14 protein-coding genes and 1 tRNA gene are annotated in these 15,171 nt (G+C 60.6%); 7 read left to right on the top strand and 8 right to left on the bottom strand.

What is annotated here, in order from left to right; translation table 11 throughout:
* Positions 1-43 precede the first annotated feature (43 nt).
* From lptF to ACZCWR_RS05890, 3 genes are read left to right on the top strand one after another with little or no spacing between them, the layout of a single operon-like run.
* Complete coding sequence (gene lptF, locus ACZCWR_RS05900; protein WP_487302779.1) at positions 44-1,138, top strand: LPS export ABC transporter permease LptF; 1,095 nt, start codon at positions 44-46, stop codon at positions 1,136-1,138.
* Between the two features lie 3 nt (positions 1,139-1,141).
* Entirely contained in the window at positions 1,142-2,290 is a 1,149-nt protein-coding gene (lptG, locus tag ACZCWR_RS05895; protein WP_487302778.1) for an LPS export ABC transporter permease LptG, read from the top strand.
* A 20-nt stretch (positions 2,291-2,310) separates the two neighbouring features.
* Positions 2,311-2,682 carry a sirohydrochlorin chelatase gene (locus tag ACZCWR_RS05890; RefSeq protein ID WP_487302777.1) on the top strand — a complete coding sequence of 124 codons (372 nt, stop codon included), beginning with the start codon at positions 2,311-2,313 and terminating at the stop codon, positions 2,680-2,682.
* Positions 2,683-3,615: 933 nt separating this feature from the next.
* Here the strand turns inward: ACZCWR_RS05890 and cobA are convergent.
* The 6 genes from cobA to ACZCWR_RS05860 all read right to left on the bottom strand — a co-directional run bounded on the left by cobA (position 3,616) and on the right by ACZCWR_RS05860 (position 9,731).
* The gene (gene cobA, locus ACZCWR_RS05885) at positions 3,616-4,368 is read right to left on the bottom strand and encodes a uroporphyrinogen-III C-methyltransferase (RefSeq protein WP_487302776.1); all 753 of its coding nucleotides are present in this window, start codon (positions 4,366-4,368) and stop codon (positions 3,616-3,618) included.
* A gap of 12 nt (positions 4,369-4,380) precedes the next feature.
* Positions 4,381-5,694: a sulfate adenylyltransferase subunit 1 gene (locus tag ACZCWR_RS05880; protein WP_487302775.1), complete on the bottom strand. Its 1,314-nt coding sequence runs from the start codon at positions 5,692-5,694 to the stop codon at positions 4,381-4,383.
* Between the two features lie 26 nt (positions 5,695-5,720).
* Complete coding sequence (gene cysD, locus ACZCWR_RS05875; RefSeq protein WP_487302774.1) at positions 5,721-6,683, bottom strand: sulfate adenylyltransferase subunit CysD; 963 nt, start codon at positions 6,681-6,683, stop codon at positions 5,721-5,723.
* A 90-nt stretch (positions 6,684-6,773) separates the two neighbouring features.
* Positions 6,774-7,496 carry a phosphoadenylyl-sulfate reductase gene (locus ACZCWR_RS05870; protein ID WP_487302773.1) on the bottom strand — a complete coding sequence of 241 codons (723 nt, stop codon included), beginning with the start codon at positions 7,494-7,496 and terminating at the stop codon, positions 6,774-6,776.
* Between the two features lie 6 nt (positions 7,497-7,502).
* A complete protein-coding gene (locus tag ACZCWR_RS05865) occupies positions 7,503-8,042 on the bottom strand; it encodes a DUF934 domain-containing protein (protein WP_487302772.1) in 540 nt (179 codons plus the stop codon).
* A 9-nt stretch (positions 8,043-8,051) separates the two neighbouring features.
* Complete coding sequence (locus tag ACZCWR_RS05860; RefSeq protein WP_487302771.1) at positions 8,052-9,731, bottom strand: nitrite/sulfite reductase; 1,680 nt, start codon at positions 9,729-9,731, stop codon at positions 8,052-8,054.
* Between the two features lie 234 nt (positions 9,732-9,965).
* Here ACZCWR_RS05860 and ACZCWR_RS05855 point away from each other — a divergent pair, with 234 nt between their 5' ends.
* The 3 genes from ACZCWR_RS05855 to ACZCWR_RS05845 all read left to right on the top strand — a co-directional run bounded on the left by ACZCWR_RS05855 (position 9,966) and on the right by ACZCWR_RS05845 (position 12,261).
* Complete coding sequence (locus tag ACZCWR_RS05855) at positions 9,966-10,907, top strand: CysB family HTH-type transcriptional regulator (RefSeq protein ID WP_487302770.1); 942 nt, start codon at positions 9,966-9,968, stop codon at positions 10,905-10,907.
* A gap of 50 nt (positions 10,908-10,957) precedes the next feature.
* Positions 10,958-12,118 carry an ABC transporter substrate-binding protein gene (locus tag ACZCWR_RS05850; RefSeq protein WP_487302769.1) on the top strand — a complete coding sequence of 387 codons (1,161 nt, stop codon included), beginning with the start codon at positions 10,958-10,960 and terminating at the stop codon, positions 12,116-12,118.
* Between the two features lie 58 nt (positions 12,119-12,176).
* A tRNA-Leu gene (locus ACZCWR_RS05845) sits at positions 12,177-12,261 on the top strand.
* 133 nt (positions 12,262-12,394) lie between these two features.
* On the opposite strand, the gene ACZCWR_RS05840 is transcribed toward ACZCWR_RS05845, so the two are convergent.
* Together ACZCWR_RS05840 and ACZCWR_RS05835 are read right to left on the bottom strand one after the other, a co-directional pair.
* Positions 12,395-12,571 (bottom strand): hypothetical protein, encoded by a 177-nt coding sequence (locus tag ACZCWR_RS05840; protein ID WP_487302768.1) that lies wholly within the window; start codon positions 12,569-12,571, stop codon positions 12,395-12,397.
* The gene (locus tag ACZCWR_RS05835) at positions 12,562-12,993 is read right to left on the bottom strand and encodes a hypothetical protein (protein ID WP_487302767.1); all 432 of its coding nucleotides are present in this window, start codon (positions 12,991-12,993) and stop codon (positions 12,562-12,564) included. The genes ACZCWR_RS05840 and ACZCWR_RS05835 overlap by 10 nt, the downstream gene beginning before the upstream one ends.
* Before the next feature lie 359 nt (positions 12,994-13,352).
* Here ACZCWR_RS05835 and ACZCWR_RS05830 point away from each other — a divergent pair, with 359 nt between their 5' ends.
* Positions 13,353-15,101, top strand: a complete 1,749-nt coding sequence (locus ACZCWR_RS05830) for a hypothetical protein (protein ID WP_487302766.1) — start codon at positions 13,353-13,355, stop codon at positions 15,099-15,101.
* The last annotated feature ends 70 nt before the right edge of the window (positions 15,102-15,171 follow it).

Below are 15,171 nucleotides of genomic sequence, written 5' to 3'. Positions count from 1 at the left end.
GCGTGCATGATTCCGCATCCCCGCCGGCATACAGCAAAATTCAATGATCTTCGAACGCTCCCTGCAGCGTGAACTCGCATACACGGCCGGGGCCGTGTTCATGGTGCTGCTCACCATCATGCTCACGTCGATGATGATCCGCATCGTCGGCTTCGCGGCCCAAGGCCAGATCGACCCGAGAGACGTCGTGGTGCTGATCGGGCTGACCGTGATCGGCTACACGGCCGTCATGCTCATCGTGACGCTGTTCGTGTCCATTCTGTTCGTGCTCACGCGCTGGTATCGCGACTCCGAAATGGTCGTGTGGCTGGCCTCGGGCGTGAGCCAGACGCAGCTCATCAAGCCGATCGCGGTGTTCTCCACGCCCATCATCATCCTGATCATGTTCTTCGCGTTCGTCGGATGGCCGTGGTCGAACCAGCAGAGCAAGCTCATCAAGACGCGCTTTCAGCAGCGCGATGAAGTGTCGCTGCTGGCGCCGGGGCAGTTCCGCGAATCGCCCTCGACGCAGCGCGTGTTTTTCATCGAGAAGATGTCGCCCGATCAGAGCCATGTGCAGAACGTGTTCGTGACCAGCACGGAAGGCGGCAAGGTCAACGTGATCGTCTCGCAGACGGGACACACCGAAGCGCGCGACGGCGACCGCTTCATCGTGCTGGAGAATGGGCGGCGCTACGACGGTTTGCCCGGTCAGCCGAACTTCCGCATTACCGAATTCGAGCGTTATGGCGTGAAGATCATGAGTCACGAAGTGATCAACACGCCGACCACCACCGGCATTCCCACGCGCTCGCTGCTCGCCAATCCGACTCGCGAGAATCTCGCCGAGTTCGCGTGGCGCGCGGGGCTGCCGCTCATCGCCATCAATCTGATGCTGCTCGCTATTCCGCTGTCCTATCAGAACCCGCGCCGCAGCCGGACGATCAATCTCGTGATGGCCGTGCTCATCTACCTCACCTATTCGAATCTGCTGAACGTGGTTCAGTCGTGGATCGAACAAGGCAAGCTGTCGTTCGGCGTGGGGCTGGTCGGGCTGCATGTCGTGGTGGCGTTGCTGGTGGCGTTCATCTTTTATCTAAGGGTGCGCAATCGGCCGTTGTTCACGCTCTCCTCGTTTTCGCGGTCGAAGGGAGCCTGACGCATGCGTATCTACGAACGATATTTCGCGCGCCAGATTTATCTTGCGTTCATCTTTATTCTGTTCGCGTTCTCGGGTCTGTTCTTTTTCTTCGATCTGATCAACGAACTGAACACGGTCGGGCATGGCAACTACAACTTCACGCTGGCGGTGTTGCGCGTGGCCTTGCAGACGCCTTCGCGCTTCTACGAAATCATTCCGGTCGCGGCGTTGATTTCGGCCATCTATGTGTTCGCGCAGATGGCGGCGGCGTCTGAGTTCACCATCTTTCGCGTGTCTGGTTTGTCTACGGGCGCGGCGTTGCGGTCGCTTTTGAAGATCGGCATTCCGATGGTGCTGGTGACGTACATCATCGGGGAAGTGGTCGGGCCTTACGCGGATCAACTGTCCGAACGCGTGCGGCTGGAGGCGCTGGGGTCGTCGGTGTCGTCGGATTTTCAGTCGGGCGTGTGGGTGAAGGACACGTTGACCGCGAAAGAGAATGGCGAGCAGGTCACGCGCTTCGTCAACGTGGGGACGTTGAATCCGGATACGACCATCGCCAATGTGCGCATCTATGAGTTCGATGCGAAGTTTCGCCTGCAGAACGTGCGCATCGCGAAGAGCGGCGTGTATGAGCCGCCGGGTCACTGGAAGCTGACGGATGTCACGGATACGCATCTCGTCGATGCAGCGCCGCAAGCCGTCAATCCCGGTGATGCGTTGAATCCGATCTATCGTGCGAATCAAACGACGTTGCCGACTTACGTCTTGCGCTCGGAATTGACGCCACAGATTCTTTCGGTGCTGCTTGTATCGCCGGATCGTATGTCGATGTTCAATCTGTTCCGGTATATCCAGCATTTGACGGAGAATCATCAGGACGCGCAGCGGTATGAGATTGCGTTTTGGCGCAAGATTCTTTATCCGTTTGCGGTGTTCGTGATGCTGATCTTGTCGTTGCCGTTTGCGTATTTGCATACGCGGGCTGGGGTTGTCGGCGTCAAAGTTTTTGGCGGGATCATGATCGGGATGAGTTTTCAGCTCTTTAATACGCTGTTTTCTCATATCGGGAATTTGAATACGTGGCCTGCGCCGATTACTGCTGCCGCGCCGGCGTTGGCTTATCTGGCGATTGGGTTGATCGGGCTCAAGTGGGTTGAGCGGCATTAGACTTTTTCGCGGAGTGCGCGATGGGCAAGCATGGGATTATTCTGTTTGGGCATGGCGCGAGGGATATCCGCTGGAAGGAGCCCTTTGAGCGGCTTTTAGGGAAGTTGCGATTAGCTCGCGGTGAGGGGCAACCCGTTGCGTTGGCGTTTCTGGAGTTGATGGAGCCGGATTTGGTTTCGGCAGTTTCTGGTTTGGCCGCTGATGGGTGTGAGGTTGTTACTGTGGTGCCGGTTTTCTTTGGGCAAGGTGGGCATGTTCGGAAGGATCTGCCGGAGATTGTTCAGCGGTGCCGTTTGCAGTTTCCCTCTTTGGATATTCGGTGCGCGGTTGCGGTCGGGGAAGATGAGGGGGTGCTTGATGCTGTCGCTGGGTTTTGTTTGAGGCAGGTTTAGGGGTTGTTTTTGTCGTCGTGCAAATGGCTTCTGTTGTTTGGGCTTTTTATTCAGTAGCCGCCTCCCCGGCGGGGGGATCACTTTCTTTGCTGCTGCAAAGAAAGTAATCAAAGAAAGCAGCTTTCTCAACCAGACAGTGCTGCTTGAAAGGGCAAGGGGATTAAGGCCTGCCCTTGGTGACAATAGTTACCGCCCTCGAAGGCCTGCCCGGCCTGCACGGGGCTTGGTACGCAAAGATCACGCATCTCGGTCAGTCAAGCAAAGTGGTCCACAGTCATCCGCGCGGCGTTTTTGGCGCTCACGCGCCTTCGCCGTAGGGGTCTACATGTGAACCCGGCAGGTTAGTAAGGCTCACGACTCATCACATGTCCTCGCTTTAACGCTATTCGGCCCTACCGTTACTTTGAGGTGGTCAGGGAAGAAGCGACAAACACCGTAGGGCCAATAGTTAAAGCAATGACGCTTGTGTGTTTAGCCTTTGTGGTCCGCGCATACCATTGCGTCGAGATCGTTAGCAAAGAAGCGCTAAACGCGGTTGGGCCGAATAGCATTAAAGCGGGGAGGTTTGATGAGACTTGAGCCTTGGCGATCTGCCGGGTTCACATGCAGACCCCAACGGCGAAGGCGCGTGAGCGCCAAAAACGCCGCGCGTATGACTGTGGACCACTTCGTTTGACAAAGAGAGGTGCGTGATCTTTGCGTACCAAGCCCCGTGCAGGCCGTACAGGCCTCCGAGGCCGGTAACTATTGTCACCAAGGGCGACCATTAATCCACTTGCCGCTTCAAGCTGCACTGTCTGGTTGAGAAAGCTGCTTTCTTTGATTACTTTCTTTGCAGCAGCAAAGAAAGTGATCCCCCCGCCGGGGAGGCGGCTACTGCAATAAAAGCCCAAACAAGAGAAGCCCTTTGCACGACGACAAAAACAAAACCCCCTAAGCCGCCAACACCTTCGGACCACAAGCCGCCAAAACAGCCTTGCGCTCAGCAAACGCCTCTCCGATCATCAAAAGACTAGGCTGCGCAGCATCAACCCACGATTGCGCGTGCCCTAGAGCCATCTCAGCCAGCGTCAACGTAAGAACCCTTTCCCGCACCGTGCTGCAAGCCTCAACAATAGCAACAGGCGTGGAACCAGCCCGACCCGCATCGATCAACTCCTGCGCGATATCAACCGCGCTATCTCGCCCCATATAAAACACCAACGAATCCGCCCGCGCCTGCTCGCGAATATCCTCACTCTCAGCCGCCCGGCTATGCGTAGCCAGCGCCACACTCCGCGCGACGCCTCGCAACGTCAACGACCGCTGCAACGCCGCAGCCCCGGCCAATGCAGCAGTAATCCCCGGCACCACTTCAAACTCGATGCCCGCAGCCTCGAGCGCCCGCATCTCCTCATCGGCGCGGCCGAACAGCATGGGATCGCCGCCCTTCAGCCGCACCACGACCTCATGCTCCAGCGCCGCATCGACGATTTGCTTGTTGATGAAATGCTGCGCGGTAGACCGTTGACCGCACCGCTTCCCAACGGCAATACGCTTCGCCGACGAAGGCGCATAGTCCAACATCGCAGGCTCGATGAGCGCATCGTGCAAAACCACATCCGCGCGTTCGAGCAAGCGCATGCCGCGAACCGTGATGAGATCCGCCGCCCCCGGTCCTGCTCCGATCAGATAGACCTTACCCATGGCGATAAACGTTTAAGCAGAGATAGCCCGAATCATACCGGCCGCGACCGTGTGATGCGTCGCCTCGTCGATCAGCACGAACGCGCCGGTGCCCTGATGCGTATCGTACGCGTCCGCGACGAGCGGCTTCTGCAACGTGAGCGCCACACGCCCGATGTCGTTCATCGCCAGCGTCGTGCGATCCACCGAATGCGACAGCGTATGCACATCGAGCACCTGCTTGACCGCGCCGATCCGCGCAAACACCGTGTTCGTGGTCTGCTTCAGCAAATACTTGCGCTGTGGCGAAAGCGGCTCCTCGTCGAACCAGCAGAGATCGGCTTCGAGCTTCTTCGCGGGTTCCACTTCCTGCGCCGCCGGAACGAAGGTATCGCCGCGCGATACATCGACGTCCTCGCTCAAACGAATCGTCACCGTCTGACCGGCGAACGCGCGATCCACCGCGCTCACGCCGCCCGGCACCGGCGCGATGATCTCCGCAACCGTCGCCGCACGATTCGCCGGCAGCACCGTGATGGCATCGCCTACGCGCACTTCGCCCGACTCCACGCGGCCCATGTAGCCGCGGAAATCGTCGGCCTGCGAACCATCCTGACGCGCCACCCATTGCACCGGGAACCGCAGCGCCTGATCGGTTGGCTGCGTCACCGGCAAGGATTCGAGCAGATCGAGCAACGGCTCGCCCGCATACCACGGCATGCGCTCGCTCGCGGTCACGATGTTGTCGCCCTTGAGCGCCGAAACCGGCACGAAACGCACATCGGCCAGACCGAGTTGACGCGCGAGCACGACATACGCATCGCGAATCTCGTTGAAACGCGCCTCGCTGTAATCGACCAGATCCATCTTGTTGATCGCGACGATCGCATGCTGCAAACCGAGCAGCTTGACGATCGCGCTATGCCGCTTGGTCTGCGGCAACAGTTGCGCGACGCCGTTCTCGAACGTGACGCGCGTCGGGTCGATCAAAATGATTGCCGCGTGCGCCGTGGACGCACCCGTCACCATGTTCCGCGTGTATTGCTCGTGCCCCGGCGTATCCGCGATGATGAACTTGCGCTTGGCCGTGGCGAAATAGCGATACGCGACATCGATGGTGATGCCCTGCTCGCGCTCCGCTTCCAGACCGTCCGTGAGCAGCGAGAGGTCGATTTCATCGCCGACGGTACGCTTGTTCTTCGCGCGCGAAATGGCGGACAACTGATCCGACAACACCGCCTTGCTGTCATACAGCAGACGGCCGATCAGCGTGCTCTTGCCATCGTCCACACTGCCCGCCGTGATGAAGCGCAACACGCCCAGGTCTTCAGCTTGATAGATGCTCATGATTCGTTCGTTCCTCGGCGTGATGCTCAGAAATAACCTTGCTTCTTGCGCTGTTCCATCGCGGCTTCGGACGTCTGATCGTCCATGCGGGTCGCGCCGCGCTCGGTGATCTCCGTCACGGCCGTTTCGGCGATGATCTTCTCGACGTCATCGGCATCGCTTGCGACCGGGCACGTGCAACTGATGTCGCCCACGGTGCGGAAACGGACCAGCGCGGTTTCGGCGGCTTCGCCCTCGCGCACCGGCGTGATCGGCGTCACCGGTACCAGCAGGCCGTTGCGGCGCACGATCTCGCGTTCATGCGCGTAGTAGATCGACGGCAGTTCGAGCTTTTCCCGGCCGATGTATTGCCACACATCGAGTTCGGTCCAGTTCGAGATCGGGAACACGCGCAAGTGCTCGCCCGCATGCAGCCGCGCGTTATAGATGCTCCACAGTTCCGGGCGCTGCGCCTTCGGGTCCCACTGGCCGAATTCGTCGCGGAACGAGAAGATGCGTTCCTTCGCGCGGGCCTTTTCCTCATCGCGGCGCGCGCCGCCGATCATCGCCGTGTAGCCGTGTTCCTCGATGGTTTCGAGCAGCGTCACCGCTTGCGCGGCATTGCGCGAATCCGTCTCGCGGCGCAGGCGCACGGTGCCTTTCCTGATCGAATCTTCGACATGGCCCACGACCAGTTCCGCGCCGATTTCCGCCGCGCGGCGGTTGCGGAAGTCGATCACTTCATCGAAGTTGTGACCCGTGTCGATATGCACGAGCGGAAACGGCAACTGCGTCTTGCGGCCCGCGCCCAGACCGAACGCCTTGAGCGCCAGATGCAGCACGACGACCGAATCCTTGCCGCCCGAAAACAGCAGTGCAGGCTTGCTGCACTCGGCCACCAGTTCGCGAATGATGTGGATCGACTCGGCTTCGAGCCAATCGAGATGGTCCATCCGCGTCGCGTGGTTGACGATCGGGGCGGTGACGTTGGAGTCGAGCGTGGTGCTCATGTTCGTCGATCCTTTTATATGCAGCGTCATGCAAGTTCCATGGTGACGATGCGTTCAGTGACAGGGTATAAAGCCGGCGTCTTTGCGCCTTCAGATCGCGGAGCTTGGCGCTTCCTCGACGATCTTGATGTTCGTGATGTGCAGACCGCATTCCTTCGTATCGCGCGATTCCCACCACCAGCGGCCCGCGCGGCTGTCCTCGCCGGGACGCACGGCACGCGTGCACGGCTCGCAGCCGATGCTCGGATAACCGCGCGCATGCAGCGGATTCACCGGCACATCGAGCGCCTTGAGGTAGTCCCACACGTCGCCTTCCGTCCAGTCCGCCAGCGGATTGAACTTGGCGATGCCGCGCGTCTCGTCGCGCTCTTCCTCGTGGAGTTCGGCGCGCGTCACGGACTGCTCGCGGCGCTGACCCGTCACCCACGCAGACACATCCGACAGCGCGCGGTTCAGCGGTTCCACCTTGCGGATATGGCAGCAACCCTTGCGTAAATCAATGCTCTCGTAGAACGCGTTGAGGCCGTGATCGCGCACGTATTCATCGACGGCATCCTGCTGCGGATGAAACTGCTCGATGTCGTAGCCATAGCGCGCTTTCACCGTGTCATACATGCCGACCGTTTCGGCATGCAGACGGCCCGTGTTCAGCGAGAAGATGCCGATCTTCACACCACGCGACAGAATGGCATGCGTGAGCACCATGTCTTCGGCGGCGAGGCTGCTGGCTAGCTTGACGTTCTCGTGACGCGCGGCGATGGAATCGAGCAGCGTGTCCAGACGTTCAATCTTGGCTTGCAATTCGGGAGTCATCGCTTGTTACGCTCCACGCGCGGCCAGCAGCGCCGAACGGCGGCGAAACAGCGGTTCGGGATTGTCGGTCGCGCCTTGATACAGATTGGTGAACTCGGTGAAGGCGTTCAGCGCGTCGTGGATGTCCTTGTCCGCGCGCACGGCGAACGCGTCGAAGCCGCAACGCGCGTGGAACGCCACCTGATCGCGCAGCACGTCGCCGATGGCGCGCAACTCGCCCGTCCAGTTGTAACGCTCGCGCAGCAGGCGTCCGATGGAGAAGCCACGGCCATCGCGGAACACCGGGAAATCGACCGCGATCACGCCGAGCTTGTCGAAGTCGGGCACGAGGTCGGCGGGTTCGTCGTCGGGCGCGAGCCACACGCCGATGTCGTCCTTCGCGCGCGTGGCGACGATCGCCGACGCATGCTCCTTCCACAACGCGAACGGCACGATGATCTTGCCTGCGGGCAGCGCATCGACGGCGGGCAACGCGCCGTCTTCGGCCGCACGCACCACGACGAAACTGTCCTCGACGACCGAGCGATTCTTGATAATCAACGTCATCTGAAATCCTTAAGCGTGAGCGGCCTGGCGCGATGCATACACGCGCTCCTTGAACGGCGCGATGCCGAGGCGGTTGAACGTTTCGATGAAGCGTTCGCCCTCGATGCGGTTATCCACGAACGTATCGATCACGTTCGAGATCACATCGGGCATCTCGTTGGCCGAGAACGACGGGCCGATCACCTTGCCGAGATGCGCGCCGGTCGCGCCCGAGCTTTGCTCGCCGCCGAGCGTGACCTGATACCACTCCGAGCCGTCCTTATCGACACCCAGCACGCCGATATTGCCGACGTGGTGATGCCCGCACGCGTTCATGCAACCCGAGATGTTCAGCGACAAATCGCCCAGGTCGTACACGTAATCCAGATCGTTGAAACGCTCTTGAATAGCCAGCGCGATGGGAATGGACTTCGCATTGGCGAGCGAGCAGAAATCGCCGCCCGGACACGCGATGATGTCCGTCAGCAAGCCGATATTCGATGTCGCGAAACCCAGCGCCTTCGCGCGTTCCCACACCGTGTGCAGGTCGCGCTTCTTCACGTTCGCGAGAATCAGGTTCTGCTCGTGCGATACGCGGATTTCGCCGAAGGAGAATTCGTCGGCCAAAGCGGCGACGTCATCCATTTGCTGGTCGGTGGCATCGCCCGGTGCGATGGCGCGCTGCTTGAGCGACAACGTCACCGATGCGTAACCCGGCACGCGATGCGGACGCACGTTGCGTTCGACCCAGCGCGCGAACGGCTTGCTGTCGATCAGATGCTTTTCGTAGGACGCGTCGGTGTCCGTGAGCTTTTCATAGACGGGCGGCGCGAAGAACTTCGACACGCGATCCACTTCGTCCTGCGTGAGCGTGGACGGACCGTCCTTCAAGTGCTGCCATTCTTCCTCGACCTGCTTCGAGAACTTCTCGGGCGAGAGCGCCTTCACGAGAATCTTGATGCGGGCCTTGTACATATTGTCGCGACGGCCATAGCGGTTGTACACGCGCAGCACGGCTTCGCAATACGTAATGAGATGCTGCCACGGCAGATCGCGCTTGATGACCGCGCCGACGATCGGCGTGCGGCCCAGACCGCCGCCCGCGAGAATGTCCATCACCACTTCGCCCTGCGCGTTCTTGCGCAGATACACGCCGAGATCGTGAATCTGGACGGCCGCGCGGTCTTCCGCCGAGCCGTTCACCGCGATCTTGAACTTGCGCGGCAGCCACGCGAATTCCGGATGGAACGTGGACCACTGACGCAGGATTTCCGACCACGGACGCGGATCGACTTCTTCGTCGGGCGCGACGCCCGCGAACTGATCGGCCGTGATGTTGCGGATGCAATTACCCGACGTCTGGATGCCATGCATCTGCACCGACGCCAGCTTGCGCAGGATTTCCGGCGTTTCTTCCAGTTCGATCCAGTTGAACTGGATATTGGTGCGCGTCGAAAAGTGGCCATAGCCGCGATCGTGCTCGCGCGCGATGGTCGCGAGCATGCGCAACTGGTCGCTGCGCAGGTTGCCGTAAGGAATGGCAATGCGATGCATGTACGCATGACGCTGCATGTACAACCCGTTTTGCAGACGCAGCGGACGGAATTCTTCTTCGCTCAATTCGCCCGACAAACGGCGGCGGACCTGGTCGGCGTACTGCGCGACACGTTCGTCGACGATTTGCTGGTCGATCTGATCGTATTGGTACATGTGGGGGCCCCAAGTTTCTTGTTCAGACGCCGCGTTCTAGCGTCCTAGGTATCGCGGCGCGTTTCATCCATCGAATATTCATTGATTCGCTGACTGCAGAGTCGTTCAGACCGAACGCTCATTTGCTTATCGCAGGCAGGAATATGCATATTGGAAAAATTGGACTGATAGTAACGAACCTGCTATATACTGCAAAAGACTGAAAAATTACTTTGATATGCGGTTGAGTTATAAATGAACCTGCACCAGTTCCGCTTCGTGCGTGAGGCCGTCCGGCAGAATTTCAACCTGACGGAGGCCGCCAAGGCGCTGTATACGTCGCAGCCGGGCGTGTCGAAGGCGATCATCGAGCTCGAGGATGAATTGGGCGTCGAGATCTTCACGCGGCATGGCAAGCGCGTGCGCTCGTTGACGGAGCCGGGGCGCATCATTTTGGCGTCGGTCGAGAAAATTCTGCAGGAAGTGGAAAGCCTCAAGCGCGTCGGTAAGGATTACGCCGCCCAGGATCAGGGCAATCTCGTTATTGCCGCCACGCATACACAGGCGCGCTATTCGCTGCCTGCGGCAATCGCCGAATTCAAGAAGCGCTTTCCGAAGGTTCACCTTTCCATTCTGCAAGGCAGTCCGACGCAAGTCGCGGACATGGTCATCCACGATCAGGCGGATATCGCCATCGCGACCGAGGCCATCGCCAACTATAAGGAACTGGTGTCGCTGCCCTGCTTCCAGTGGCAACACCTCGCGGTCATGTTGCCGGATCATCCGCTGCTGGAACGCAAGCAACTCACGCTCGACGATCTCGCGCAGTTTCCGATCATTACTTATGACGTGGCGTTCGCCGGGCGCACGAAGATCAATCAGGCGTTCGCGCTGCGCAATCTGACGCCGGATATCGTGCTCGAAGCCATCGATGCGGATGTCATCAAGACCTACGTCGAACTGGGGCTGGGCGTGGGCATCATGGCGGATATCGCGTTCAATCCCGAGCGCGACCGCCATTTGCGCGCGATGCCGGTCGGGCATCTGTTCGGCACCAATGTCACGCGCCTCGCGCTCAAGCAGGGCGCGTATCTGCGCAGCTATGTCTATACGCTTGTCGAACTGCTGTCGCCGTCGATGAACCGCAAGCTGATCGAGCAGGCCTTGTCCGGCGAGCACGAGAGTTACGAGCTATAAACGCTTCACCATCGAGAACAAACAAACGCCCTTCCCTGGAGAGTTTTCCGATGACGTCGTCGAAGTTCATGCGCCGGCTGTTGGCCGGCGTCGTTTTGTCCGCGATCAGTGTGGCGGCGCAGGCGCAACTGAAAGTGGGCATTGATCTGTCGAGCACGGGGCCGGCCGCTGCCATCGGCATCACCAGCAAGAACGCCATGTTGATGTGGCCGAAGACCATCGCCGGGCAGAACGCGGAGTACATCATTCTCGATGACGGTTCGGACCCCGGCGCGGCAGTGCGCAATATCCGCAAGCTCATCACCGAAGACCATGTCGATGTGATCGTCGGGCCGAACATCACGCCCGCCGCGATGGCCGCGCTCGATCCCGTCGCCGAATATCAGACGCCGATGATCACGCTGATCGGCTCGGCGCTCGTCGTGGAGCCGCAGGAAGGCAAGAAGGTGTGGGCCTTCAAGATGGCGCAGACCGACCGCGCCATGGCCGATGTGATGACGCGCTACATGGCCAATCACGGCGTGAAGACGGTGGGCTTCATCGGCTTCGCGGATAGCTACGGCGACAGTTGGTACAACGAGTTCGGCAAGTTCGCTGACTTGCGGCATATCAAGGTGGTGGCGAGCGAACGCTTCAACCGGACGGACGCCAGCGTCACCGGGCAGATTCTCAAGCTCATGTCCGCCAAGCCGGATGCCGTGCTGATCGCGGGCGCGGGCACGCCGACGGTGTTACCGGAGCGCACGCTGGTCGAGCGCGGCTACAAGGGCGCGATCTATCAGACCCACGGCATCGCGACACCGGAGTTTCTGCGGCTCGGCGGCAAGGATGTGGAAGGCACGCTTTTTCCGACGCAGCCGGTCGTGGTCGCGCGCACGTTGCCGGCAGATCATCCGTCGAAGAAGGCGGCGCTGGCGTTCGTCACCGCTTACGAGGACAAGTACGGTCCCGGCACCGTCACGCAGTTCGCAGGCGATGCGGCGGGCGTCTATCCGCGCCTTCAGGATGCCGTGGCGCGCGCGCTCAAAGCCGGCCAGCCGGGCACGAAGGAGTTTCGGGTGGCCTTGCGTTCGGAGTTGGAGCATGCGCATGAACTCGTCGTGCCGAACGGCGTGGTCAACACCAGCGCGAACGATCACGTCGGGCTGGATCAGCGCGCGAGCGTGATGGGCATCGTGAAGAACGGCGCATTCACTTACCTGAGTCAATGATGGAGACGCCGCGCGCTTGCCTGAGCGTGCGATTTGCGCCATAATCGCGGACTCGATTGCCCGGGTGGTGAAATTGGTAGACGCAGGGGACTCAAAATCCCCCGCCGCAAGGCGTGCCGGTTCGATTCCGGCCCCGGGCACCAGAACACCGCAAAAAAGCCGCTCCTTGTGAGCGGCTTTTTTGCGTTTGGGGATTGGCGTTCTTGTAGCGATAGCGCCAGCGCCGATTGCCGAGCGGTCTCCTCCGAGGCAAACCGCTGCGACGCAAGAGCGCGATCAGGGCGCTTCCGTCCGTTTCTTTTCATCCTCCCGGTCGCGGGCTTCGGCTATTCCGATGAGCCAGTCGGCCAGATAAGGCGCACCGAAATGCGCCACAGAGAGCATCACGATGAGCGGGTAGTATTCCCGGACGTACCCAATAAGAAAATTCACCACGATTTCGATCACTGCCATTTCAACACCATCCTGTCTTTCACAAGGCTTGAGGAAACCAAAAGCACGTAGTACGCCGAAGCTTCACTCAACGGATACCACGGCAACAAGAGCCTGACTTCATCGCTGAATGAGGCCATAAGCAGATAGAGCCATAAAACGACCCCGCCTAGCGAGGCGAAAATTCCCATATTTGCGATAAAGATTGGCCAGATCGTCGTTCTCGACCTTTCGCGCCCCATGCGCGCACGGCTGGAACGAGTAGGCGGCTCCGTCAGCGCGACGCTCAATCCCACACTCGACGCCACGAGTGAGATCGGAAAAAACGTGTTGGCATCCGGCTGTTTAAGTGCCAGTCGCAGCAAGTATTCGATCGCGCCCATGAAGAGCGGCAGCAGGAAAATCAGCCATCGCGTGGTGGCTTCGAAGTGGTTGGTTTTCATCGTGATGGCGGGTCTTGCTTCATGCGCTTACTTTCGCCGCGCATGACCCACAGCGGTAGTCGTCCGAATGGCCTAAGCGTGACGGCATGCCAAACGTTTGCGCGTACAAAGCCCGTGGCGCTCGCGCAACTTCTAGCGTTTTCCCTAGCCGGATCATTACGTTAATGTGCGCAATCACGTAGACGCGTTACGCTGCGCAGCCCAGAATTGGTCCTCCGATCGACATTCAGGAGTCCCGGCATGAAGGCATCGCGAGGATGCCGGTCATGTGCGGCGAACGCATTTCGGTTTGCTTAGGACTTCCCCTGTGCCGTGACTTGCTCGCGCTGCACCGGGCCATAACTCAAAATGGGTGCGACATGAATCGACCTGAATACTCGCTGACGCTCGACTCCGTGATTTGCCCGAGGTGCAATACGCTGTCCCGAGCCGACGAAGATACGTGTCCTCAATGCGGCGCGGATCGCCAAGGGGCGATTTTCACGAGCCACGCCGATACACCGCCGCCGCCACCGCCGCTTCGTACAGCGAGCGCGGCCGCCGCACCCATGCAGGAAGAAGCCTTCGATTTCGTCGATCTGCGCGACACCGGCTGGCTCACGCGCATGGCACGGCGCAAGATGGTGACGTCGTATCCGAGTCTGGCCGAACCTGGCGACGAGCCGCTCGAACCGGTGCATAAGCCTGCCCGCAAGGGACTTGCCGTGCTGATCGGCGGTGTGGTCGCGGGATTGGCCGCGGGCGGCTATCTCTATACGCAGTCGGGGCCGGGCATCGGCGTTGTGCCGCAGACGGACCGCACGGCGATCAGCGTCGCGGGCGCGATCCGCGACAAGTCATCGACGACGAACGATGCGGCCGCCGCAAGACACGACACGCTCACGCGCGATCGCGTTGAGAGCGCGAAGGCTGCGTCGCAAGTGAATGTGGCGACGGCGGAGGGCGCCAAGAGCGCGCAGGCAAAGTCGTCGCATGTCGATAGCACGGCTAAACCTGTTGTGGCGAACGTGCCGGTCAGCAAGCCGGAACCGCGCGTGGCTGTGCCTGCGGCAACGATCGCGGCGGCGACGCCCGCGCCAGTTGTCACGCGTGAAGCGACGCCCAAAGCCATCGCGAGCGTGACGCCAGCCGCGAAGCCCGTGCCACAGCAGACCATCGCTGCGACACCCGGTGCCAATGCCAACGTGACTTCCGTTGCTCGCGATGCCACGCCTGCCGCGAAGCCCACGCCACAGCAAACGATCACCGCAACGAACAACGCCAACGTGACTTCCGTCGCGCGCGATGCCACGCCAACGAAGAAGCCACAGCCAACGATCACCGCAACGAACAACGCCAGCGCAACTTCTATCGCGCGCGATGCCACGCCAACGAAGAAGCCACAGCCAACGATCGAGCCGGTCCAAGCCGCAGCAAGCAAGCAGCAGCCCGAACAATCCCGCACTCACACGCTCGCCGCCGCACCGCGCGTTGCCGAAACAAAACCCGTCGCCACCGCGTCACAACCGGCATCCGCGAAAGACGACCGCCGCGCCCGCACCACGCTTGCATCGATCGAAAAGCCTGCGTCTGTTGCCGCAAAAACGCCCGAAGCGCAGGAACCTTCTTCGCCGACCATCGCGCGCAGCATCGCGGCGGTTCAGCAGTCGCTCGCGACTCGCGATCTGTCGGGCGCGCGCCGCAACATGCGTCCGCTGCGCGCGAGCGAATCGCGCAGTCCTGAAATCCAGCAGCTTGCGGCCGATTTGTCCCGTCAGGAACGCGCGCGCGATGCCGCCATCACCAGCGCCCGCGTCTGCGCGTTGAACAAGGACCCGTCGTGCGCCGTGCGCAATGCGCGCCGCGCGGTGGCGCTCGATTCGCGCAACCCGCAAACGCAGGCCGCCTTGCGTCAGGCGATGGCCGTGCAAACCGAAGTCAACACCGCCTACTTCCGCCAAGCCAGCGCGATTCCCTCGCCCGCCATTCCGGCGCTGACATTCGATGGAAGATGGAGCGCGACGCATCCGCATGCAAGCGTATCGAGCGACGACAACGACCGCCCGAACTACTCGTCGTTCGGCTGGGGCGCACCCGGCGCATCGCGGGGACGCGGCGACGCGCATTGACGCATCAATCGAATCGAAATCGATTTGCGGAATAAGCCCCCGCCAGTATCCGTTTCATGGTGACGATCAA

This window comes from Caballeronia sp. A2-2 (genome assembly GCF_057612605.2).
The sequence above is the reverse complement of the archived record's forward strand: the minus strand, read 5'-3'. Positions and strand labels throughout refer to the sequence as shown.

Coding starts and splice junctions, on each gene's coding strand:
- lptF (WP_487302779.1), top strand. CDS start 44: ATGATCTTCGAACGCTCCCTGCAGCGTGAACTCGCATACACGGCCGGG.
- lptG (WP_487302778.1), top strand. CDS start 1,142: ATGCGTATCTACGAACGATATTTCGCGCGCCAGATTTATCTTGCGTTC.
- ACZCWR_RS05890 (WP_487302777.1), top strand. CDS start 2,311: ATGGGCAAGCATGGGATTATTCTGTTTGGGCATGGCGCGAGGGATATC.
- cobA (WP_487302776.1), bottom strand. CDS start 4,368: ATGGGTAAGGTCTATCTGATCGGAGCAGGACCGGGGGCGGCGGATCTC.
- ACZCWR_RS05880 (WP_487302775.1), bottom strand. CDS start 5,694: ATGAGCATCTATCAAGCTGAAGACCTGGGCGTGTTGCGCTTCATCACG.
- cysD (WP_487302774.1), bottom strand. CDS start 6,683: ATGAGCACCACGCTCGACTCCAACGTCACCGCCCCGATCGTCAACCAC.
- ACZCWR_RS05870 (WP_487302773.1), bottom strand. CDS start 7,496: ATGACTCCCGAATTGCAAGCCAAGATTGAACGTCTGGACACGCTGCTC.
- ACZCWR_RS05865 (WP_487302772.1), bottom strand. CDS start 8,042: ATGACGTTGATTATCAAGAATCGCTCGGTCGTCGAGGACAGTTTCGTC.
- ACZCWR_RS05860 (WP_487302771.1), bottom strand. CDS start 9,731: ATGTACCAATACGATCAGATCGACCAGCAAATCGTCGACGAACGTGTC.
- ACZCWR_RS05855 (WP_487302770.1), top strand. CDS start 9,966: ATGAACCTGCACCAGTTCCGCTTCGTGCGTGAGGCCGTCCGGCAGAAT.
- ACZCWR_RS05850 (WP_487302769.1), top strand. CDS start 10,958: ATGACGTCGTCGAAGTTCATGCGCCGGCTGTTGGCCGGCGTCGTTTTG.
- ACZCWR_RS05840 (WP_487302768.1), bottom strand. CDS start 12,571: ATGGCAGTGATCGAAATCGTGGTGAATTTTCTTATTGGGTACGTCCGG.
- ACZCWR_RS05835 (WP_487302767.1), bottom strand. CDS start 12,993: ATGAAAACCAACCACTTCGAAGCCACCACGCGATGGCTGATTTTCCTG.
- ACZCWR_RS05830 (WP_487302766.1), top strand. CDS start 13,353: ATGAATCGACCTGAATACTCGCTGACGCTCGACTCCGTGATTTGCCCG.